The following is a 22,933-nucleotide window of genomic DNA, read 5'->3' on the forward strand; positions in this document are numbered from 1 at the left end:
TATTTGTTACATAATAAGCTTTTCAAATTATTAAAGCATTACTCCTGTGATTTCAATGTTTATACATGTTTAAATTGTTTTTACGCCATAATTGTTTTTTCTGTTTGCTTCTCAAGCATCATTTATACTACCATCAAAATATTCTTTGTTATTATACGTGATAACAAAGGGAAAATAGTAATAGCAAGCTGCCGAAATTCTGTTTGATTCTTTGAGGAAAACTAATTCAAATACTAATTATTAATTTATGCCCATCTGTAATAATGAATTAATTACATAATAGGTATTATCTAAATCTATTCAAACTTGAAAGTTCACTAGATTGGAACATTTATTTGAATGCAACTATGCTAAAATAGTGAATGTACCGTTAATCTTTCAGCGAATGTATAATGGCTTTTGTTACGATTTAATGTATAGTTGTAAAATAAAAAACCACTACTTTAAGTAGTGGTTTTTTATTTTACAGTTAATACTTTATAAACGACAAATTTCTAAAAAATTCAACTGCAACTTACTAAAAAATAAAGCTATATTTACTGGCTAATTTTATATAAATTAAAATGATTATCTACTATTAAATTGTTCCTTATACTCTTTTAATGCTTCTTTCCAATGTCTTAATGGTTTTAATCCATTCAGGATAATGCAATCTTTGCTTAACACTGAATATTTAGGTCGATTGGCTATTTGCGGGAATTCTTCCGTCGTTAAGGGAATTATATTGATGTCTTTATTGAAGTCTTTAAAAAATTCAGCTGCAAACTCATGCCATGAACATATTCCTTCGTTTGTCACATGATATAATCCGTATTGATTCGTCGCTAATAACTCTGCAATAAAATTTGCTAAATCTAGTGCATAGGTAGGTGAACCAAACTGGTCAGATACCACGCGGACTTCACCGTATAGATTTGCTATTTTTTTTATCTTAGCGATAAAGTGACCGTCTCCCTTTCCAAATATCCACGAAGTTCTAATAATAAAATGATTATTCGTGTATTTTGTTACTAAATGTTCTCCAGCTAATTTTGTTTCTCCATATATATTTAATGGATTAGGACGATCCACAAGATTGTATGGTGTATGCTTTTCGCCATCAAACACATAATCCGTACTAATATATACAAATTTACATTTTATTCTTCCTGCAGCTTGAGCAATATAATTGGTACCTAATACATTTACTTCATATGCCAGTCCTTTATTTTTCTCTGCCCCATCTACATTTGTAAATGCTGCACAGTGTACAATTACATCTGGCTTTAACCTATCAAGATAAGAGCTAACTCTTATTTTATTTGTAATATCTAACGTGGTACGATTCACACCATATAGCTCATGATGTGTTCTGCTGAGTACTTGCATTAAAGTTTGTCCTAGTTGCCCATCTACTCCCGTTATCAGTATCTTCATTTTAAAATTCCTCGTTTAACTTATGTAATTTTTAGTTAATAAAATTCATTCCCACCACGTACGGTTATCTATATACCACTTAATTGTTTGGGTAAGTCCATCATCAAATAGATAGTGTGGTGTCCAACCTAATTCTTCTTTCAACTTAGTAGCATCCATGGCGTAACGTCTATCATGTCCTAAGCGATCTGAGGTAAATGTAATTTGCGATTGATCTTTATTTAGGAATTTGAGTACTTTTTGTACAATATCTAGATTTGTATATTCATTATCTCCTCCGATATTATAAATGTGCCCATCTGCTCCACCATGCAGAACTAAATCAATAGCTACACAGTGATCCTCTACATGAAGCCAATCTCTTATATGTAATCCATCACCGTATAGAGGAATATTTTTATTATTTAACGCATGAGTTATTGTTAATGGTATTAATTTTTCCGTGAACTGATAAGGACCATAATTATTGGAACAACGAGTTATATTCATAGGTAAACCGAATGTCTCATGATACGCTCGTACCATGAAGTCTGCACTAGCTTTACTTGCACTATAAGGACTATTAGGAGCTATTAGTGTATGCTCTGTAAACGCACCCGTTTGAGATAATGTCCCATATACTTCATCTGTAGAAATTTGTACAAACTTTTTCACTTTTGTTTTATATGCTGAGTGTAATAAGGCTTGTGTACCTAATATGTTAGTTTGGACAAAGATATGGGGAGTTTTAATACTTCTATCAACGTGAGATTCTGCTGCGAAATTTAATACATAATCAAATTTTTCTTTTTTAAATAGCTTATCTATGAATATTTCATTTGAAATATCCCCTTTGATGAATTTATAATTTTGATTTAGTGATATTTCCTTTAAATTAAATAAATTTCCTGCATATGTTAATAAATCTACATTTACAATTTGGTATTGAGGATATTTCTTTAACATATACCGAATAAAATTACTACCAATAAATCCTGCCCCACCCGTTATTAATAATTTCAATTAAAATCATCTCCATAAACAAAGTTGATATTAGTATCTTTTAATCTAGGCAGTTTTCTATCTTTTTCTGATAAAATTGGTTGATTAGTTGGCCAAAATATTCCTATCGTTTCATCATTCCATAGAATTCCGCCTTCATGGTTAGGTGAATAATACTCATCTACTTTATACTGAACGATAGTATTAGGTTCTGTTGTACAAAAACCATGTGCAAACCCTTTAGGAACGGTAAGTAGACGGTTATTATACTCACTTAAAATTGTTCCGAACCATTGCCCGTACGTGGGGGAACCCTTTCGAATATCTACCACTACATCGTAAATAGAACCAGCAATGCAGCTCACTACCTTTATTTGGGCTTTAGGATTCAACTGATAATGCAGCCCACGTATCGTGCCTGTGTGAACAGATAATGATTGATTATCTTGTACAAATTCTCCCTGTAAATCTAAAAGTTCAAATTTTTTCTTATTATATGTTTCTATGAAGTAACCACGTTTGTCACTGCATTTATCAAGCTCTATAATAAAAACACCATCTAATGCTGTATGAATTTTACGCATTCTTCTCTCTCCATTCATTTAAATGCTATTGATGGGCAACCCTTAGTAAATATCGGCTGTATTGATTTTCCTTTACCGAATTTGCCATTTTTAATAGTTGTTGCTTGGTTATATATTTCTTTTTAAATGCAATTTCTTCTAAACAAGCTACTTTTAAACTCTGTCTTTTCTCAATTGTTTCTATAAATTGTGCTGCTTCTAATAATGATTCGTGTGTACCTGTATCCAGCCATGCATAGCCTCTTCCCAATAATTCAACTTCTAATTCTCCCATTTCAAGATATTCTTTGTTTATATCTGTTATCTCTAATTCCCCACGATTAGATGGTTTAATATTTTTTGCTATTTCTATCACACGTTTATCATAAAAATACAGGCCAGTTACTGCATAGTTTGATTTTGGTTCCTTTGGCTTTTCCATGATATCAATCACATGCTTTTTAGAATCAAACTCTACTACCCCAAAGCGCTCTGGATCATTGACATAATAACCAAAAACTGTAGCTCCCCTAGTCTTCTTAACAGCCTTTTCTAGTAATTCTGTTAGTCCATGACCATAAAAGATATTATCGCCAAGAATTAAAGCTACATTATCATTTCCAATAAATTCCTCAGCTATAATAAATGCTTGTGCTATACCTTCTGGATAAGGCTGAACAGTATATGAAAGGGTAATTCCATATTTTGAACCATCACCTAACATTTGCTCAAATTTATTAATATCTTGTGGCGTTGAAATAATTAGTATCTCTCTTATACCCGCCAACATTAGTACTGATAAAGGATAATAAATCATGGGTTTATCATAGATAGGTAATAATTGCTTCGATACAATTTGGGTAAGGGGGTACAATCTAGTACCGTTCCCACCTGCAAGAATGATACCTTTCATGGCATTATGCTCCTTCATAGTTTTTCTGATATGCTCAATTAAGAGCTTAAGCTTTAAAAACTATATAGCTTATTTTGCAGGAGACCGATACATACTTAATAAAAGTGGCCTCCTACATAAATAATTAATTTAAATATTTTCCTATTACAACAGAATTATAATTACCACCATAAGAATATGTACTAATTAAGGCATTGCTCACCGGAGCCTTACGAGCATTTCCTGTGACGAGATCGATTCTTCCTCTATGACTCTTTACATTTTGCGTAGTCGGTATTTCACCATCAAATGCACATATTACACTAATGAGAGAAAGAAGGCCTGCAGTTGCATGAGTTTCCCCAAAGATAGATTTTGTGGCACTAACAGGAGCTCTGTTTCCGAATATACGTTCTATAACTCTCTCTTCAATACGGTCAAAATATGTATGACCATTGGCAGCTGCACAAATATATTCTATCTCTCCTGGAGAAATCATCGCCTCTTTCATTGCTAAACGCATAGATTCCTCCCATGCCTTTCCTAGATGATTTAAGTCCCCTATTTTACTATCATCAGATGTTAACCCAAAACCTTTAATTTCAGCTAAAATATTACCATTTCTTTTTAACGCTGCCTCCTCACTTTCTACAATAAAGGCAACGCTCCCTTCACCAAGTATGGTACCGCTATTATTACAATCAAAAGGACTTATATTCTCAGTTGTTAAGTATCTTTTTATTTTTGAGTGTCCCTCTATTATTGGATTATTTACTTCATCTGCCGTTACCACAACGAATGTGTCATAATCACTAGATTGAATCATGGCATAGGCATAGTATAGTGCACTAATACCAGAAACCCCGCCACATGAAATAGTTGAAGTAGGCCCTTTTATTTTAAAGTTTAATGAAATATGTCCAGCTGCTGCGTTCATAACTGTGTTTGGAAATAATTTAGCATTGGCGGCCTTAACACCCTCTTGGATAATAATTCGGTTAAATGATTCTACCGTTCCAACTGGTCCAGTACCAGTTGCAAAAATAATTCCTATCTTGTCCCTATTATTTTTATCTATCTTTAAGTTCCCGTTTTCTATAGCCATTTTCACTGACAATACTGCATGTTTGCTAATTGAATCCATCTTCCTTAATAAATTAGGATGTATCAGCCTTCGATAGTTTTGTTCTGGTATTTTCCCGGCTTGTATGCATTTAGGATTGTCGTTCCAATGTTTAATCTTTGAGGTACCACTTTTTCCCTTAAACATACAATCTTTAATTTCTTGAAGGTTTGAAGAATTCCCAGCAAGTCCACCTACACCAGTAATTACGACTTTTTTTTCTTTAATTAGCGTTTCCTTTTCCTCTGATAATACGTGGTTCTCATTGTACTTACAGAATAAAATACTTGCATTATTCCCTCCGAAAGCAAATGAATTTGATAGTACATAACTCAAATCACTTACCCTACCTATGTTAGGTACAAAATCTAGATTAAATTTTTGACTTTCAACTTCAAAGTTTATAGTTGGGGGTAAATATCCATGTTGAATAGCAAGAATACTTGTTACTGCTTCCGCTGCCCCTGCGGCTCCTAACATATGTCCTATCATTGATTTAGTTGAAGAAACTGGTGTCTTATTTTCATTAATTAATGTACGAATTGCTTTTGGCTCTGATACATCATTTGCTGGTGTACCTGTACCATGTCCATTGATATAACTTACTTCCTTAGCATCTATGCTGGCTTTTTTTAAAGCACCTCGCATGGATCTCAAAGCACCTTCCCCGCCCGGATCTGGTGCTGTCTGATGATATGCATCTGAAGATAAATCGTAATCTACTACTTCAGCTAGGATATTTGCACCCCTTTTAATCGCATGATCTAATGATTCCAAAACAAGAATAGCTGCACCTTCTCCGATTACCACGCCATTACTCTTGCTATAGGGCGATGGTGGCGTTGGTGCTAGTGCTTGTAAACTATTAAAACCACTCATTGACAATTTAGATAAGGGATCTACACCACCGGTTATCATGATATCTGCTTTGTTATTTCGAATTGTATCCAGCGCAAATCCAATTGAATTTGTACCAGCGGCACATGCATTCGAAATAATCATTTTTGGCCCTTTTATTTTTAAGTCTCGCGTAATATTGTCACAGGGCGTATGGATTGGATACTTAAAAAGTAACGTTTCATCTGCTTTTTCAATTCCATCTTTAATCCACTGATTATGAAATTCTTCCCCGCTCAACATGCCTCCTAAAGATGTGCCTAATGATATTCCAATTCGGTATGGATTAAAGTTTTCTATTTTTAATTTTGCGTTTTCTACCGCTTCTCTTGCCGCCATGACACCTAATTTTCCACAGCGATCCATATCCTTTATTTCATCCTTAAAGAAGTAATCATCTACCTGAAGGTTTTCAATCTCTCCACCATAATCTGTTACCATTTCAGCCATATCGATATTTTGGATTACTTTAATACCAGATTTCCCAGATTTAATATTATCCCAAAATTCTTTTACACTATTTCCGTTTGAACAAATAATTCCCATGCCAGTTACGACGATTCGTTGATTATTCATGTTCATATGCCATCACCTTTACAGTATTTTGATTGACCATGATTTAGGTAGAATATATGGTGAGGACTGAGTATGTGCCTCATACAAAGCATTTTCTTTATTTTTCACATAAAATCCAATTCCTGAAACAGCAAATGGTTCCTCTAATAAAGCAATTCCGAGTCTCCTGTTTAAAACGGGACTTTCTTTAAATTCAATAACTTTACCAATTAATTGTTCCTCTATAAAAATCTCATCATTAACTGTAATTTTGCTCTCTATTCCTGTCGTGAATCCCACAATTCTTTTATTTACGCCAGCTTCCGATTGCTGTTCTAAGACTTCTCTTCCATAAAATTCGTCTTTATAAAAATCAATAAACCATTCTAAACCAGCTTCAAAAATATTTAGTTCTTCTAAATGTTTGAATTCAAAATATGGATGTCGAATTTCTAACATTAGCGTCTCTAATGTTTCCCAATCTACTTTCTTCAATTTAATATCTTCTTTAAAAGAATTTACAGTTTCTAATACTATTGGCTCTAGGCATTTTTCAAACAATAATTGATAACCATACTCTGCTGTTACACCTGTTCTTGCTAATAGAAATTCTTTCCCAAATAATTGATTTAAAACAAATGATTGAAATGGCAGTGATGATATTTCGAAGTCTAAAAACTTTTGAGCTAATTTCCATGCATACGGACCTTCAAATCCAATTTGAGAATGTGTTTGACTTATATCTATAATCTCAACTCCGCTTGGTTTTTGGTTTTGCAACCAGGCTAGTACCATTTCTTTTTTATGCGGTGTCGTAATAACTGTAAGAGAATCCTCATTTTTAAACAGATTAATAATATCAATTACAGTCCCATCTTCTTGTAATAACAAAGTAAAGAGTGTTGTTTCTTCTTCCATAAATATAATATCCTTCGTAACTAGACGATCTAGGAACTCTACATGGTCCTCACCTTTCACAACAATTCTTCCTGTTGTTGATAAATCTATTACACCAATTCCGTTACGTACTGCATCATATGCTTCATTAGTTTCTTCTTGTACATTAATTTGATTACTCATGATTAAGCGCCCCCAATTCTCTCTTTACCACATCTTTTATTGTCGGTAGATTACATACATTATTTATATACAGTTGTTGCATTTTCTTTAATTTATCAATCTCCGTTTTGCTATACAGCATATTAAATATTGTTTGACTAGTTTCTTTTAAATCAAACATTTCACAAGTATGCACACATTTAAAATAATCATTTTGATCCATCAATGGTGCTAATTCTTTATGCCATCCATTTGGAAATACAAGAAATGGATAAAGTCCATTAGGTAGTATATAATTCCATTTTTCTATAATGCTTCTTAAGGTAGGATTATGGCTATCTCTTTGAGTCTTTAATTCTTTATATTCCAAATGGTTTACCAGACTAATTACAGGTATTTTTCCAAATACCGCTTTTCCCATTGAGCAGGATGTAATATTATCGGTGATAAATAAATCACATGATAATATTAGTTGCTCATATTCTTCCAAATGAAGAAATGGTAGTGAAACAAATTCTATTTTTCCTCCATTTTTCATAGAAACAAATTTGGTCTCATCTGAAACCCCAATTAATTTAATACATGTATCGCTTGGAAAGTCCTGAAGATATAGGCTTAATAGTTCTTGTAATATATATTCATAACTAAACCTTGCATCATTGTACTGTTTCTTCTCCATGAGCCTCATTTTTACTAATAGGTTGGCCCATGATGATTTCGCAATCATAATTAATTTATCTTGTTCCCTACAACCTAGTTGTGTTCTTATTTTCATTCTTATTTCTTCATCTATTTGTAAAGCCTCTTTATATAATTTGACAGAAGTAATATTCTCACTATCTTGTTTATAACTATTCACTGGACAAGTTCTAATTAGCTTAAATTGAGAGGGGATTTTAGGTAGTTCTATCAATGACCTTTTCTTTAAGCTATTGTAATTTGCATTTTTAAAAAGTTTATTTTCTAATAATCGATCCTCACTACCCCAAGCTAAAGAATCAATAGAAAAACAAGGTATGTTTAGGTTTAATAGATAATCAAGATCAATAATTGGAGACTCTAAAAATAAATTATGGTAATCAGCTAAAACAATAGCATCAGGTTGAAATAAATTATTGATTTGTTTTATAACCCCTTTTTGTTTTAGCCCCTTTGTTAGTGATCTAACATTTGCTACAGATTTATTGGCATACCATAAGAATTTTTCACTTGTTAAAAAATATACTTCTCCATCCTCTTCAATTTGTTTCGCTAGACATAAGGCATTGTGCAACTCACCAATGCTAAAGTGACTAGGTGCAATAAACAATACTTTCATGTCATATTCCCCTCTAATAAAATTTGCGAAAAGTATTCACTATCAAGTAAAGTTTCTCCAACTGCAATATTAAAGCGAATATCTCCATCATTAAATTCATTCTGATTACCATATATTCCGATTTGTATCCCTTTTTTGGGCCATTCGTATATAAAACATTTTGTACTATGTGATAATGCTAAAATAGATACAAATAACCCATTAGATAATTCGAGAATTACCTTATTATCTACATAAATCTTTCTTTGTTTGCCATTTGGTAATAACGTGTTTTGCTCTCCATTCTGCCAATAATACATCTTTTTAATTTTTGTTTTTCCTTTTTTCTCCCAGAATAAGTGAAAGACACTAGTTTTTATTTTATCTTTCTGTAGGCTTTTCAATTGTATTTGTAAAACAGGTAGATCATATACAGTTGTATATTTAACTTTCCACTCATCAGATTGACAGAAAATCTGATTAATAAATTCCTTATATGTATTTTCCGTTGCTACTACTGAATGATTACTTTTATTGAGATATATTGAATTAATGCTTAAATCTTTCCTACAATCTGGAGTATAAGAGTTAGCTGTTGGTATCATTACACCGGGTAAAAAATTATAAGAACTTAATACTGAGTTTTCTTTTATAATCTCCTTATCTTTATACATAAATTCTGTTATTTTACTACTTTGGTTTACTTTAATCTTTAAATTTAGTACATTATTTTGAACTAGATATTCTTGTTTTTTTTCGCTATATGTTAATTTATTTCTTCCTTTAAGGAAAAGATATATTTTTTTAGTTATCGCATTTCTATTTAATTCATCTTGATACGTAAGTACGGCATAATGTGCTTTTGACCAATTAACCTTTCCACTAAATTCAAAATTAAAATTGCTTATAGATTCTATGTCTTGTATAAACAATTGTTGTTCGTAAGATGTCTGAGGGAAAAACAAGGTTAATTTCCCCTTTAATATGGAAGAAAATAAGTTTTTTAGACTTCCATGAATATGAAATTCCCCGTTTTCATTTATAATATGAAATTGGTCAGTCTCAATTGAGTACGGAATCTTATTAGATATGAATTTGGATGTATGACTAGTAATATCGTTATAGATTTCTTCCACTTCATCTTTGCTATCATGGGAACATAAAGTATAATAGTGCGTTTTTGTTATACATTTTTCTTTATCATTCCGTTTAAATATTACCGCTGGCATCCATCTTAATCCAAATAGGATACGCTCTATATTTCCTTTCCATATAAATCCAATATTAATATTTTGCGATTCAAACAATGTATAATTTCGCTCATACATGTTTGGATGACTAGGTAGATCAAATTGATTTACAAATTCATAGTCATGTAGTGCATATGGATACTCACCATATACCATAGGTTTAGAAACTAGCCCACTCTTTAGTGGTACCGTCATTTTCGCATCATATAACATGCACCAAGGATATATTTTTATATATTTTCCTTCCTGTGCGAAATCATTTATTTGAACTATCTTATCTGACAAAAAACAAATGCTTCTCTTTAATCTTGTTGCCTCATGAATAATTTCAAAACATGAATCAGATGTTATTTCCCATGACAGCTCATTTACTTTCGGTTCTTTTACTGCATTTAAAAATGGATAATCTAGATCTGGCCATGCTTCTTTTGCTAATAACTGCTGCTTTCTAAGGTCATATATATATAAACAACCGGTACTTTTACTTATTTGTACAGTTATATACATATTTTCTAGAACTAAGTATTCTTTTGTTTCATAAACATGATTTTTCCCATGCGCATGAATCGGAATTATTGCCTTTAATTCCCCAATATTTTTATTTTGATGACTAACAGCCGAAAATGTCATATTAGTGATACCAATTTTTTTAGGATTCAATACAATAATATGATCCTTTATTTCACCCGGCTCTATGATACAGATTTGGTGTTTTTCTAGCGGTTTGAAATCTAGTATTTTCGAGTTTTCTTGTTGAATAAGTAGTTTGTAAATTAATCTATCTAAAGAATTATTTTTTACATTAACGATACATGCAGATTCTTTTCCATTCATTAACTTAGGATAATTAGCAACATTTACTTCTAACGGATTTGCTATGGTTACTCCAAAATGAACCGTTAGTTCTAGTTCTTTTGCTTTTAACTTAGTAACAAGTTCTCCCTCAATTTCCTTAGTAACTGTTATAACTTCTTCCCACTCGTACTTTTTATTTGGATAAAAAGTTTTCTTTAAATCAATTAAGTAATCGTCCCCTATCTTCGATGTAATACCAACTTCAATAGGATTTGAAAAGTGATTTTCATATACATAACAGATATGAATCTTCTCTCCAACAATTAAATTGTTTCCTTCTAAAATATAACTAGTGAATCTTACTTGTTCTGTTTCTACCTCAGTAATTTTTTCACTTTTTATATCAACCCAACAATTCACATCTTTTGCTCCAAGATTAATAGCATACTTTACAACTTCAATTCCATTTCTTGTTATGGCGTTACTCTGAATAGAACGTAGGGACTTCAATCCCCTAACTGTTTTCCAACCTCTAGATAGCCATATATCTTGGTCACTTTTTGAAATAATTGGTTTAAATGCATCTAACAGGTAATTAATAACATAAGGTAAATAGCTCCTTAAATTCAGGTAGCCATCATAGTCTATATAAGACCTACTTGTTTGATATAACCCCACTCTTTTATAGAGTGCCATGGCTACTTTATCTTCCGGATTCACTTCTGTATCAATATATTTAATATCTTGTTGGATAAGGTTTTTAATCGCATAAGCAAATAATTTATCTGGTATATTTCCCGAACGAAATTCTGGATGAATTAAAAAGAATCCTGCCCAGGTCCCATCTGAAACTGCTGCCCTTTGACCTGACAAACTAGAAAATAATAAGGAAGCTATAATTTCATTTTCATATTCAGCAATTAAATATAACTGTATCTTCCGCTCTCGAAATAATTGCTTGATGTCCTGCTTATTTAAGGGATACCCATATTTAATGGGGCCATATTGATATTTATTATAAAAATGAGCTAACTTCTCACTATCTGCCTCTGTACACTCACGAACTTGAACATCCATACCATGGATCATATTTCCTCAACTCTTTTAGAAACTTGAATACTACCAGTAGCAACTTTCTTTTTATCTACATAAGCCGTGATTTCCACTTGTGAGATTACCCCAAGTGATCTTCCAATTTGGACATGTAATTCTAGCTGGTCTCCTGGTACTACAGGTTTTAAAAATTTCATATTACGTACAGAAACTAAATAACCCACATATGAACTTGGATCTATTTTAGGTGAACATGCACCATGTGTATCTATTTTTGCTAGTTCTCCTGTAACATAAACAACAGCCGTCATTTGTGCCAAAGCTTCAATAATTAACACTCCAGGCATTATTGATTCATTTGGAAAGTGCCCTTCAAAAAAAGGTTCACTTACAGTTACATTTTTAATACCAATTCCACTTTTTCCTGGCTCAAGTTGAATAACTTTATCTAAGAAAAGGAATGGCCATTTATGCGGTAAGATATTTCGGATTTGATCTGCATTTAATATCGGTCTCACTGCACATCATCCTCCCTATTTTCTTCAATAAAATCGGCAATTTTATTAATAGAACCCAGTACTGCCATATTCTCGTCATATACTGCAACGCCAAATTCCTCTTCAATTGCCAGAAATAGCTCTAACGCATCCAAGGAGTCAACTCCTAAGCCTCTTCCGAATAATGGCTGATCATCAGTAATGAAATGTGGTTCGATTTCTAAATCTAATCTCTCAGTAATAATTTCTTTAATTCTAGTAGTTAATTGTTTTCTTTTTTCAGCAATAATTTTTGTTTCTACATACGTAAACATCTGTTTTCCCCTTTTCCTTGTTTAACTCAAAATTCGTCATTAAATCATCTAATGTTTAGCCATTAACTAATCCACCATCCACTGTAAAAACTTTCCCGGTGATATAACTTGCATAGTTAGAGGATAAAAATGTTGTTAGATATGCTACCTCTTTAGGATCTCCAATTCTGCCAAGCGGCACTAGTTCTAACATCCTTTTTAATGTCTGTTGATCCATTCCTTTTGTCATATCTGTTTTTATAAAACCAGGTGCAACAGCATTAACCCTAATCCCGTATTCCCCACCTTCTAATGCTAAGGTCTTGGTTAAGGAAATAACCCCACCCTTTGAGGCAGAGTAATTACATTGACCTCTTGCACCCGTTATTCCACTTGTCGACGTAATATTTACAATAGAACCTCTTTTCTGTCTCATCATTATTCTTAATGCTTGTCGGCAACAAAGAAATGTTCCTTTTAAATTTAAATCAACCACATGATCCCACTTTTCCTCGCTCATCATTGCAGCAAATCCATCATTTATAACTCCTGCATTATTTACTAAAATATCTATTCTTTTTTCTTTTGAGCGTATGTGTTGAAACAATTTATGAATAGAGTCTTCATTTGTAATATCTACATGCATAGGAAACGCTTTTCCACCTTTTTCTCCTATAGTATTTGCTATTTCATTTGCTGATTTTTGATTACTTTGAAACGTAAAGTAAACAGTTAAGCCCTGTTTGGCTAGGTCCATTGTTATTGATTTACCAATGCCTCGTGATCCTCCGATAACTAATGCCACTTCGTTTCCATTAAACATAGACCCGTTCCCCCTTAAATTCTTTCTCTATTGTAGTAAGGCTTCTTTTTAAATACATCGGTGTTTCTGTAGAGGATACAGATATGTTCTGCTTAAAGGAGCGACATAACTTGGTTAAAGTATTTCCGGGACCTACTTCTATAAAGTATTTCATACCATTATTCAATAAAGTGTAGATAGTGTCTTGCCACATAACTGGATCTACGCATTGTCTTTCTATATCTTGTAAAATATTGATTCTATTTGTAGTTGGTTTTCCTGAACAGTTTAAAACAATTGGTATTTGAGCATTTTTTAACGAAAATAAATTTAAATACTCCTTAAACTCAAGAACCATTTCTCCCATTAAACGTGAGTGAAATGCATGACTAGTTGAGAGTATTTTAGTTTTTATACCATTTTTTTGATCTAGTACCTTTTGAAATTTAAGAATGCTCTTACTCTCACCAGAAAATACAACCTGTGTAGGGGAATTATAGGCAGCAATATCAATTTCATATTGTTTAGATTCCTCTACAACTTCAAATAATGTTTGATATGTGTTCGATACAATTCCTAACATACACCCCTCTTGCTTTACATTACTCATCAGCTGACCACGCTTTCGTACAATGGATAATGCATCATGGAATTGTAAAGATCCTGCTTCTACCAGTGCGGAGAATTGTCCTAAGCTATGCCCCGCTACTTTAGATGGCCTTATACCATGCAAATGTAAAATTCTTGATATCCCTGTGCTTACCGTAAGAATAGCTGGTTGTGTAACACTGGTTTCTATTAATTTTTCACTTGGTCCATATAAACATAGTTGCTTTAAATCAAATCCTAGCGTATCATTTGCTTCCTCAAATAATGGGACAAATATGTTTGGGTATTTATCCAAATACCCTTTACACATCCCTACGGATTGGGACCCTTGTCCCGGAAAAATAAATGTAATCATATGACACCCCCGCTATTTTCAAATTGAAGCTTTTCTAAAATTTCTTCTGGTAATCTACTGATTAATTGATCATTCGACCTTGTTAAAACGTGTTTTGAAAATCCCTCCGCTAACAAAACTCTACATCTCTTGCGGAATAATTTATAAACAAATTCTATATAAACTTTACTTTCATTCTTAAGATAGGTTTCTACAATTAAGTCGTCTTGAAAACGAGCTGATTTTTTGTAGGTACATCTTATATCAATAATTGGAAAATACAATTTTTCCTGTTTTAAATACTGGTTTATACCAGTCATATCTAGCATTTGAAACCTACCCAGCTCAAACCAATGAAAATAATGAGAATGGTGAGCAATTCCCATAGGATCGCATTCCCCAAAACGAACATTCACCTCATTTTTTACTAAGTACACTTATTTCACCTACTTTTCATAAGAACGTCGAAATTTTTGTATGGAGATTGTTAAGAATAAAATTCCCATACCAATTAATGCAGCGGATGGAATAAGAACAGAGGAGAACTCTTTGTTATATACTAATAAATCGTTAAAGCCTCCCATTGCCCAAGCTGTAATCGTAATATGCGCTAGGTTTTGCATCCATTCAGGCTCTATATAAAGTGGCCACCAAGATCCACCCAAAGCAGACATAGTTAACACGATTAAAATAGAAATACCATTTGCTTGTGATCTTGTTTGACATATAGAAGCTAATAAAATTGCCAGGCTTGAAGCTGCAAATGCAGTACATATCACTAGTAATATAATTCCTAATACACTTTTCCCTAGCCACATTCCAAATACAAAATGTCCTACGCTAAAAAGGACTGCACATTGAACAATAGCTGTTATAAAGCATGAGAGCATCTTTCCAAAAATGATTGATAATGTATTAATAGGTAAAGTAAGAATTTTTCTTAACGTTCCATTCTCTCTCTCTTCTACTAATGCACCTGCAGCTGCTGCAGTACCTAAAAGTACAAACATAACGGCATATCCTGGTACATTAGATTCAAATGGAGTGGGTTTATGTTCATTATCTGATGCTAATTTTTTAAACTCTACTTTCACATTTACTTCCATTTGGGCAGAGGCTTGTTTTACAATCTCTTTAGTCATATCTCTTTGTATTTCTGATACAATTTGAGTTACAGCATTTGAAACAACACTTGGAATAATGCGATCAACTTCATCTTCTATGATGATGACTTTGGCCTCTGTCCCTGAATATACATTTTGTGTGAAATCCTTAGGAATTACGATTGCTGCTTTTTTAGTTTGAACTTCCTTTTTCACTTGTTCTTCTGTATATGCTTTCTTTTTACCATTTAGTTCATAAGTTTCTTCTATCTCAAGGGCAGGGATTTTTTTCAATTCCTCAATAACCCTTTTAGAAAGTTCTCCATTATCATTTACTACTATAGGAATCTTGAATTTTTCCGTCTTACTATCAAATACATTTGATAATGCAAAACTAGCAACTGCAATAACTATAATAGGTGTAATAAATAAATAGATTAGACCAGGGATATCCTTTAAAAGAATAAGTAAATCTTTCTTAGCTATATACCAAGCTTTCATTTTTACCATCTCCTTTCATTTAAGACCTTAAATTTTTGCCCGTTAAATGTAAAAATACATTTTCTAAATTAGAATTTTTAACATTAAATAATTCGATTTTCAAATTATATTTTTGAATTAATTTCATAACTTCTCTTGTAACATTAAAGCTATCTACACATTGAATGATGACTTTTTTATCTACCAAAGTGCAGGACTTCACATCAACAATCATTTTTGTTTTATGTATAAATTCTTCTGGAATATTTGATATTACAATCTCTAAATAATTTTCCCCATACTTTGTTATTAAATTTTTTGGGGTGTCAATATCTAATATTTCACCCTTATCATAAATTGCTACACGATGGCATAACATCTCAGCTTCTTCCATATGATGAGTTGTATATATGACAGTGATTCCTAGTTCTTCTACGAGATGGCGAATACAATTAAAAATATGGTTTCTTGATTGCGGATCAATTCCCACTGTTGGTTCGTCTAAGAAAATAACTTTTGGCTTATTTAACAAACCGATCACTAAATTAATTCTTCTTTTCATACCACCTGAAAATGTATCAATTCTCTTATGTGCCCAATCCTCAAGCTGTGCGAATTGCAAAGCTTCTTTTATGCGGCTTTTTTTCCTATTTCCCTTTAATCCATATAAATCGGCATAAAAAGATAAATTATCATATGCAGTTAAAGTCGGGTATAGCGCTAAATCTTGAGGTACTACACTCACATTTTTTTTAATCTTATTCCGTTCAGTATACAAGTCGTAGTTACATACTGTACCATACCCTTCATCTGGCAGAGTAAGAGTAGATAAAATCGATATAAGTGTTGTCTTCCCAGCTCCATTCGGTCCTAGTAATCCTATAATTTCACCTTTACGGATATCTATGCTTAAATTCTTAATAACTGTATAATCTCCATATGATTTCTTAATGTATCGAATGGAAATCATAGTATTTATATCAGTCATAATGTTTCCCCCTTCTTCTTGCTGTTACAATTTATTAGAAGTGACTCTTCTTTATCTCCATTAAAGCTTCAAGGTATTTATATCCATACTTTTCATCTGGTTCTAGGTATGTGCCTTCTGCCCACTCATTCCAAGCATTAATAAATAAAAAGTCAGTGTCCTTACTATGTTGTAAAAGATACTTCTTAAACTTATCGGGATTAGCCCCTTTCACAATTAAAGCGCTTTCTTTTTTCCTTGGAGAGTTATCCCAATCTACAAATGCCCCTTTATATATGTTTTCACGTTCTTTAATTTGACGGTTTAATATTCTTTTCCATACAAAATCATAACTTAAGTGAAAATCTTTTTTTTCTTGATGTAGTGAAGTTGTATTACCTATTAGTTTTTTTAAAGTGTACATAGGTTCAAACTCTATAGCAGCATCAAAAAGAAAATCTGATTTATCTTCAAAAATTGTTAACATTTCTACAAAGTGTATCCCCAGAAGCCCTTCAGATTGAGCCCATTCATTCCATAGACTCAACATTTTATTTAGGTTTGGTATAGAAGCTGGTCGGTAAATTACAAATATCGGTTTATCTTTAATATTTAAATAGTTTTTGTTTTTAAAGAATGGCAAAAGATAATTAAAGTGTTCTTTCCAATCAGACTCATCCCCATATTCTTGTCGCATTAATACTTCTTGGTCTTTTCCATCCCATGATCTTGTCCAAGATTCATTTGCCCAACATAAGCAATATGGGAAATCAATCTCCTTACATTGATTTCTCAATTCTATTGGTTTTTCTAGTAATTTTTTCCCTTTGAACCAATAGTGATAATAGCAAAAACCATCTAAACCATACTGTTTTGCTAAATTTATCTGCCACTTATGTACATCTAAATCTAACAAATTGTAATAATAATCCCTTAATGGAGCCCTAGGCTGATAGTGTCCCAGAAAACGTGGTTTTGCTTTTTTTACATTGGTCCATTCTGTAAAACCCTTTCCCCACCATAAATCGTTTTCAGGTATTTCATAAAATTGTGGTAAGTAAAAAGCAATAGTCTTCATTAGTAAGGACTTCCCCCTTCCCAATATGCAATGACTCACTTATTGATAAAAAGCAATTACACAATATAAAACTCTGCTTTTTAACACGAAACTATTTAATCTGATGTTAAATCTTGTCACAAAATAAGGCAAAAAGACCCTAATTATTGTAATTTTCACACATAAAAAACTATATTTTTAATTTTTTTTAGAAAATTATTCAAAAAAACACTTTAAATCCAGTTAAGTATTGTATAGTTTTATATGATAGGAGGGGAAAAATATGTCGTTTTTTGGCGAAAAATTCACAAATTTATTGGTAAATTTAGATGTAGTAAGCCTAATTGGAAAAATAAAGCAATACCAAGGGAGATTGGAGGTCTATGAGAAGGAATTTCCATGTACATTAGAAAAGTTGCAAAAATCTACTCAGCTTCAACATACCAAAGATTTTGTCGCAATGTATAAAAACTTAAAAATAACAAATAAAAGGTTAAAAGAATTAATTACATATGATCTGTCGCCAAAAACAATGATTGAAGATGAAATATCTTGTTACGTTGATGCGCTATCACTCATTCATAATAACTATGAAAGACTTACTATTGATCCAAGCACAATCTTAGAAATACATTTTCAACTTTTTAAATATGCTACTTCGGATAGTGGAACGTGGAGAAAACAGGACATCTTACTTGAAGAACATGAGCAACTTAATTTCTCATTTTATTGCTATCGTCCTTTAACGATTAAAGAAATCCCAGAAGCAGTAAAAAATTTATGTGAGGAATACAATTATTTATTAAATCAAAAAGATATTGATCCACTACTTTTAATTTGTAATTTTGTACTTAATTTTATATGTATTTTTCCTTTTGAATCTGGAAATGGAAGAATGGTACGTCTACTTCTATCTTTATTACTATTACAAAGTAAACATTCACTAGTGAAATATATTTCACTAGATAAAATAATAAAAAAATACGAGAGAGATTATTATGATGCCCTATATAAATCTTCAGCAAATTGGCATTTTCAAGAACACAATGTATCCTTTATATTAAAATGTCTATTACATATTATTCTAGAAGCATATAAAGAACTAGACGTACATATTACAAGTTACCAACTGAAAGGGAACAAAAGCTATAAAATTAAAGAGTATATATTAAAACAAGAACTACCTTTTACAAAAGAAGCAATACGAATGGTATTTTCAGATGTTTCACCAAGCACAATCAATAAAGCATTTGCTTGTTTACAAGAAGAAAAATTAATTAAACTAATATCAAAAGGCCGTAATGCAGTTTGGACTAAAACAAAAATATAAATAATATCAAAAAAATATAGGGTAATTTTCTAACATTAATGATTAAAACATACATATAAATTTATTTCACATACACAATAGATATTTTTACATAATACATATAGAGAGAATTTGTCGCTACATTATTCATACAACTATTTTTGTATTTTTTCTCTATACTTCCGAAAGTCTGATAACAGACTTTATAGGAAGTATTTAAGATATACAAACTAGACATTCAGATTTTATATCCCCACTATTATTTTAGTAATAGGAACGTTTGGCATTTATTCCTTTTCACCTAAAGCATTTTAATAAAAGTAAAAGAGAAAATACCTGGATTTAGCTTTAATTCATTAAAAAATTCGATTTCACTTAAGTAAGTGCTGATTAATCTTGTCTCTAATAGCAATAGCTATAAATTCTTCAATAGAGCTATTTGTTTCATTTGTAATTTCTTTTAAGTATTTGTATTCCTTACTTGTAAGTATGACAGACTTCGTTACTGTATTACTATCTAAATATACGCTATGATTCATTCTTGGAACAATTTTCCCTTCTATTATATAAGGCGTTAACTCCTCAATCCATTCCATTTGAATTCCTGGTGGTAATGTAATTAATGATTGACGAATTTCAAAATACCAAAATGTCTCTTCTTCTAAAATCTTTATATTTCTTGGAGATACGTACTGTAATATATTATCGATTATGTGAAAAATGTTGTTTCGTAATTGCGCAGATTTAGGAAAACGAAACTTAACAAACCTTTGATGATGACTTCTAGGTTTATCCGACAGTTTATAAGCGGACTCATATCCTGCTTTTAATGCCTCACTAAGTGTCATATTAGTTCCAAATTCATCAAGAACTATAATATCACCACGTTTTGGAATAGAAATAACACGTGCCAATGTATTGCCTTTTACAAACTTTTGAAATAATACTACATTATATTTCTGCGAAAATGTATATATATGATTAGTTTGTTCTACTTGCTGAACAAGTTCACGAACATCCTCCTCCTTCACAAATTTTGTTTGTCGATTACGATGTTCTATTAAAAAATAAACTAACTTTCCTTCTTCTATCCATTTTTCAAGCTGATTCATACTAATATGATACTCTTTACTTGCTTGGTATAAAGTAATCCCCTCAATTTTACGTTCTTCTTTTACTTTTTCTACTTCTTCTCTACTAAATAAAAAACTACCATCTAAACGCCACGTATCCTTATTGATTGGTGTTAGCTTTCCTTGCTTCATTAAATTATTAAAAATAAAGTGACTTATATCTAAATAATCTTTTACTTCATTTGTAGTCATAGTCATTTCATATGCGCTAATCATTCTAATTCCTCCTCACACCTCGTAATTTACATAATAATATTATGTAAATTAAAATTTATAGTATTTACATTTTAAATAAATTATAACATACAACGTTATGTAGATTAGATTATAAATTATAATGATGTTTAATTTAATTTTATTTTAAAATTCAATTTCACTAAAGATTAAAATATATTAGCAAAATAGTATTTTTTAAATTTAATAATAACCATAGAAAATGGGAGATTTTCTACAGTTATTATATACTTATTACTTCATAAAATTTAATTTTAATATGTAATTTAATTTATAATTGCTTACGGTATAATATTTAATATAAAAGGAAGTTATAAGGAGTTGAATAACATTGAAATTTGAATTAGATATTGTTCATAGTGAGACTTCTTTAAATAACATAGAGAAACAAAAACAAAATTTCACAAATCTAATTGCATTATGGAACCCTGATTATATAAATGAAGCGGAAGTAAAAAAGGAAAATAACGAAAGAGAAGATTCATATACTTATGAAGGATTTTCAGATGAAGAAATACTGTACTACTACTTGAATCGACAAACACATTTTGACCAAGGAAAACGAATCAAGGATGCATCAAGAATCCTATATGCACGTGATTTAAGTCAATTTTATTTCTTTATTAAACAAAGTGAGGAATTTCTACAGAAAGATGTAAAGGATTATAAATTTGGTCAAGTATGGAGAAATCTTAGAAAACGACATATCCGTAATTATCAAAAATGGTTATCTCAAGAGGCAATCTCCTATCAGTCAAAAGATAAATACAAGCCATCTACAATTAGTAGAAAGCTTGGAGTTATTCGTTCATATTTGAAATGGCTATATGAAATCCAATATATTCAGGATCCTCTACATGTTGAAATACTAAGTACAACTGTAAATAAACAACATAAACCTAAACGTGAGTTATCATATGAGGAAGTAAAACAGTTACTTCATTACTACAAGGATAATGAAATCAATTACGCTTTATTGTCAGTTCTAGCTACTACAGGGTTACGTGTTGCAGAAGTAGCACATGCAAAGTGGGAAGATCTTGAGTATGATGCCATACGAGGACGATACTATTTAAAGGTTGATACAAAGGGTGATAGTGAACGGATTGTTTCTATTAATAAGGAGATTTTTAATCGGATTGTAGCATTTCGAATTCGGCGAAGATTACCTATAGACATTGGAAATAGAAATGGTGGAGCAGTATTTCAAACTAAAAACCATACTCCTTATAGAGAGAATTATTTGTCACAATATATTTCTAAAATCATAAAGGATACCCAGTTATCCTTTACAGTGGATATTGGAATTACTCCCCACTTCTTTAGACATTTTTATGTGCAGTACTTATATGATTACAAGAAATTACCACCTCATATTATTGCAGCTGCAGTAGGTCATAAAAATGATCGTACTACGAAAGAAAATTACCTAAATCAGCGATTGACGAAAGATAATGATGCCGGTAATTTAATTTTAGAAGACGAATTTTAAATTGTCCCTTTATAATTTAATATTAAATAAGTTAAATGTTGTTATTTATAGTTATGTATTTTTTATATAATTAAAACCGTTTTACCTTCTATTTATTTTTACTTTTCTCATAATCACATTCATTAGTTCTTCGCAAAGGTTTCCTATAAATATGTAATATTTTCAGAAACCTTAACATGCACTATTATAAAATACTTAGAAAAAATCGCATTCTAACTAATCATAAGTTAGAATGCGATTTTATTTAGAAGCGTTAATTTATTAGTTGTAAATAATATATAATCCAATTTTTTTGTTCTAATAAAGATAGTTTCTGAATGCTTGAACTTATTACCGATTTCCACTGCTTTGTTAGTATTCTTGCACGTATTATTTTTATTAACCTCAATTATATCTTTTAATGGGATACTTATTGTTGCGCTTTGCCATGTAATGGTTATTTTTTCTGTTGATTTTATAATTTCTATCTCTTTCATATTACTAGTAACTCCCTAATCTATTTATTTATATCTTTATAATACAGTTTGTATTTAAAATAGAAACCAGCCAATTTCATACATAATCACTCAGCCATTGTGTAAATAGGTAATTCTAGTACAAAGTTTCTTAAGTCCATTTACAATCTAGGTGTATATTGCAAACTTTTTTGAGTCGAATTTTTGGATATTCTAAATCATGATGATATTATTTATAATATTAGATGCTATGAAAATAGAAATAAACTTAGCCGAACTTAATTACG

General features: G+C 31.3%; 20 protein-coding genes. 2 read left to right on the forward strand and 18 right to left on the reverse strand.

Features of this window, described 5'->3' with window-relative positions; genetic code table 11:
* Window positions 1-567: 567 nt before the first annotated feature.
* The 16 genes from rfbD to NST86_RS30870 form a co-directional block, all read right to left on the reverse strand.
* Window positions 568-1,416 (reverse strand): dTDP-4-dehydrorhamnose reductase, encoded by an 849-nt coding sequence (gene rfbD, locus NST86_RS30795; RefSeq protein ID WP_086391775.1) that lies wholly within the window; start codon window positions 1,414-1,416, stop codon window positions 568-570.
* A 45-nt stretch (window positions 1,417-1,461) separates the two neighbouring features.
* Entirely contained in the window at window positions 1,462-2,418 is a 957-nt protein-coding gene (gene rfbB / locus NST86_RS30800; RefSeq protein WP_086391774.1) for a dTDP-glucose 4,6-dehydratase, read from the reverse strand.
* Complete coding sequence (gene rfbC, locus NST86_RS30805; RefSeq protein ID WP_098617118.1) at window positions 2,415-2,981, reverse strand: dTDP-4-dehydrorhamnose 3,5-epimerase; 567 nt, start codon at window positions 2,979-2,981, stop codon at window positions 2,415-2,417. Before rfbC ends, rfbB begins: the two co-directional genes overlap by 4 nt.
* Before the next feature lie 25 nt (window positions 2,982-3,006).
* The gene (rfbA, locus tag NST86_RS30810) at window positions 3,007-3,873 is read right to left on the reverse strand and encodes a glucose-1-phosphate thymidylyltransferase RfbA (protein WP_086391772.1); all 867 of its coding nucleotides are present in this window, start codon (window positions 3,871-3,873) and stop codon (window positions 3,007-3,009) included.
* 124 nt (window positions 3,874-3,997) lie between these two features.
* Window positions 3,998-6,454 carry a beta-ketoacyl-[acyl-carrier-protein] synthase family protein gene (locus NST86_RS30815; protein WP_086391771.1) on the reverse strand — a complete coding sequence of 819 codons (2,457 nt, stop codon included), beginning with the start codon at window positions 6,452-6,454 and terminating at the stop codon, window positions 3,998-4,000.
* 12 nt (window positions 6,455-6,466) lie between these two features.
* Complete coding sequence (locus NST86_RS30820; protein ID WP_098617117.1) at window positions 6,467-7,507, reverse strand: aminomethyltransferase family protein; 1,041 nt, start codon at window positions 7,505-7,507, stop codon at window positions 6,467-6,469.
* The gene (locus tag NST86_RS30825) at window positions 7,500-8,804 is read right to left on the reverse strand and encodes a DUF6365 family protein (protein ID WP_086391770.1); all 1,305 of its coding nucleotides are present in this window, start codon (window positions 8,802-8,804) and stop codon (window positions 7,500-7,502) included. The genes NST86_RS30820 and NST86_RS30825 overlap by 8 nt, the downstream gene beginning before the upstream one ends.
* Entirely contained in the window at window positions 8,801-11,917 is a 3,117-nt protein-coding gene (locus NST86_RS30830; RefSeq protein ID WP_098617116.1) for a GNAT family N-acetyltransferase, read from the reverse strand. Before NST86_RS30830 ends, NST86_RS30825 begins: the two co-directional genes overlap by 4 nt.
* A complete protein-coding gene (gene fabZ, locus NST86_RS30835) occupies window positions 11,914-12,399 on the reverse strand; it encodes a 3-hydroxyacyl-ACP dehydratase FabZ (RefSeq protein WP_001247406.1) in 486 nt (161 codons plus the stop codon). The genes NST86_RS30830 and fabZ overlap by 4 nt, the downstream gene beginning before the upstream one ends.
* Complete coding sequence (locus tag NST86_RS30840) at window positions 12,396-12,692, reverse strand: acyl carrier protein (RefSeq protein WP_000495741.1); 297 nt, start codon at window positions 12,690-12,692, stop codon at window positions 12,396-12,398. Before NST86_RS30840 ends, fabZ begins: the two co-directional genes overlap by 4 nt.
* 55 nt (window positions 12,693-12,747) lie before the next feature.
* A complete protein-coding gene (fabG, locus tag NST86_RS30845) occupies window positions 12,748-13,494 on the reverse strand; it encodes a 3-oxoacyl-[acyl-carrier-protein] reductase (RefSeq protein ID WP_050822612.1) in 747 nt (248 codons plus the stop codon).
* On the reverse strand, window positions 13,487-14,437 hold the full coding sequence (locus NST86_RS30850; RefSeq protein WP_086423095.1) for an ACP S-malonyltransferase: 951 nt from the start codon (window positions 14,435-14,437) through the stop codon (window positions 13,487-13,489). Before NST86_RS30850 ends, fabG begins: the two co-directional genes overlap by 8 nt.
* On the reverse strand, window positions 14,434-14,853 hold the full coding sequence (locus tag NST86_RS30855; RefSeq protein WP_000281620.1) for an acyl-CoA thioesterase: 420 nt from the start codon (window positions 14,851-14,853) through the stop codon (window positions 14,434-14,436). The genes NST86_RS30850 and NST86_RS30855 overlap by 4 nt, the downstream gene beginning before the upstream one ends.
* Window positions 14,854-14,862: 9 nt before the next feature.
* On the reverse strand, window positions 14,863-16,020 hold the full coding sequence (locus NST86_RS30860; protein WP_000649290.1) for an ABC transporter permease: 1,158 nt from the start codon (window positions 16,018-16,020) through the stop codon (window positions 14,863-14,865).
* Window positions 16,021-16,039: 19 nt separating this feature from the next.
* Window positions 16,040-16,987, reverse strand: a complete 948-nt coding sequence (locus tag NST86_RS30865) for an ABC transporter ATP-binding protein (RefSeq protein ID WP_000129820.1) — start codon at window positions 16,985-16,987, stop codon at window positions 16,040-16,042.
* A 34-nt stretch (window positions 16,988-17,021) separates the two neighbouring features.
* Window positions 17,022-18,044, reverse strand: a complete 1,023-nt coding sequence (locus NST86_RS30870) for a glycosyltransferase WbsX family protein (protein WP_000848168.1) — start codon at window positions 18,042-18,044, stop codon at window positions 17,022-17,024.
* 262 nt (window positions 18,045-18,306) lie between these two features.
* Here NST86_RS30870 and NST86_RS30875 point away from each other — a divergent pair, with 262 nt between their 5' ends.
* Window positions 18,307-19,353, forward strand: a complete 1,047-nt coding sequence (locus tag NST86_RS30875; protein ID WP_000007500.1) for a Fic family protein — start codon at window positions 18,307-18,309, stop codon at window positions 19,351-19,353.
* A 350-nt stretch (window positions 19,354-19,703) separates the two neighbouring features.
* On the opposite strand, the gene NST86_RS30880 is transcribed toward NST86_RS30875, so the two are convergent.
* A complete protein-coding gene (locus NST86_RS30880) occupies window positions 19,704-20,681 on the reverse strand; it encodes a hypothetical protein (RefSeq protein WP_000622370.1) in 978 nt (325 codons plus the stop codon).
* A 349-nt stretch (window positions 20,682-21,030) separates the two neighbouring features.
* On the opposite strand from NST86_RS30880, the gene NST86_RS30885 reads away from it, so the two are divergent.
* Window positions 21,031-22,191, forward strand: coding sequence for a tyrosine-type recombinase/integrase (locus tag NST86_RS30885; protein WP_061663218.1), 1,161 nt, complete (start codon window positions 21,031-21,033; stop codon window positions 22,189-22,191).
* Between the two features lie 227 nt (window positions 22,192-22,418).
* On the opposite strand, the gene NST86_RS30890 is transcribed toward NST86_RS30885, so the two are convergent.
* Window positions 22,419-22,667: a SunI/YnzG family protein gene (locus NST86_RS30890; protein ID WP_061663217.1), complete on the reverse strand. Its 249-nt coding sequence runs from the start codon at window positions 22,665-22,667 to the stop codon at window positions 22,419-22,421.
* Window positions 22,668-22,933 lie beyond the last annotated feature (266 nt).

This window comes from Bacillus sp. FSL L8-0199, assembly GCF_038005705.1.
In the GTDB taxonomy this organism is placed as follows: Bacteria; Bacillota; Bacilli; order Bacillales; family Bacillaceae_G; genus Bacillus_A; species Bacillus_A cereus.

Coding starts and splice junctions, on each gene's coding strand:
- NST86_RS30860 (WP_000649290.1), bottom strand. CDS start 16,020: ATGAAAGCTTGGTATATAGCTAAGAAAGATTTACTTATTCTTTTAAAG.
- NST86_RS30825 (WP_086391770.1), bottom strand. CDS start 8,804: ATGAAAGTATTGTTTATTGCACCTAGTCACTTTAGCATTGGTGAGTTG.
- NST86_RS30875 (WP_000007500.1), top strand. CDS start 18,307: ATGTCGTTTTTTGGCGAAAAATTCACAAATTTATTGGTAAATTTAGAT.
- NST86_RS30830 (WP_098617116.1), bottom strand. CDS start 11,917: ATGATCCATGGTATGGATGTTCAAGTTCGTGAGTGTACAGAGGCAGAT.
- NST86_RS30820 (WP_098617117.1), bottom strand. CDS start 7,507: ATGAGTAATCAAATTAATGTACAAGAAGAAACTAATGAAGCATATGAT.
- NST86_RS30870 (WP_000848168.1), bottom strand. CDS start 18,044: ATGAAGACTATTGCTTTTTACTTACCACAATTTTATGAAATACCTGAA.
- NST86_RS30880 (WP_000622370.1), bottom strand. CDS start 20,681: ATGATTAGCGCATATGAAATGACTATGACTACAAATGAAGTAAAAGAT.
- NST86_RS30840 (WP_000495741.1), bottom strand. CDS start 12,692: ATGTTTACGTATGTAGAAACAAAAATTATTGCTGAAAAAAGAAAACAA.
- rfbD (WP_086391775.1), bottom strand. CDS start 1,416: ATGAAGATACTGATAACGGGAGTAGATGGGCAACTAGGACAAACTTTA.
- NST86_RS30890 (WP_061663217.1), bottom strand. CDS start 22,667: ATGAAAGAGATAGAAATTATAAAATCAACAGAAAAAATAACCATTACA.
- fabG (WP_050822612.1), bottom strand. CDS start 13,494: ATGTTTAATGGAAACGAAGTGGCATTAGTTATCGGAGGATCACGAGGC.
- rfbA (WP_086391772.1), bottom strand. CDS start 3,873: ATGAAAGGTATCATTCTTGCAGGTGGGAACGGTACTAGATTGTACCCC.
- rfbC (WP_098617118.1), bottom strand. CDS start 2,981: ATGCGTAAAATTCATACAGCATTAGATGGTGTTTTTATTATAGAGCTT.
- NST86_RS30815 (WP_086391771.1), bottom strand. CDS start 6,454: ATGAACATGAATAATCAACGAATCGTCGTAACTGGCATGGGAATTATT.
- NST86_RS30865 (WP_000129820.1), bottom strand. CDS start 16,987: ATGACTGATATAAATACTATGATTTCCATTCGATACATTAAGAAATCA.
- NST86_RS30850 (WP_086423095.1), bottom strand. CDS start 14,437: ATGATTACATTTATTTTTCCGGGACAAGGGTCCCAATCCGTAGGGATG.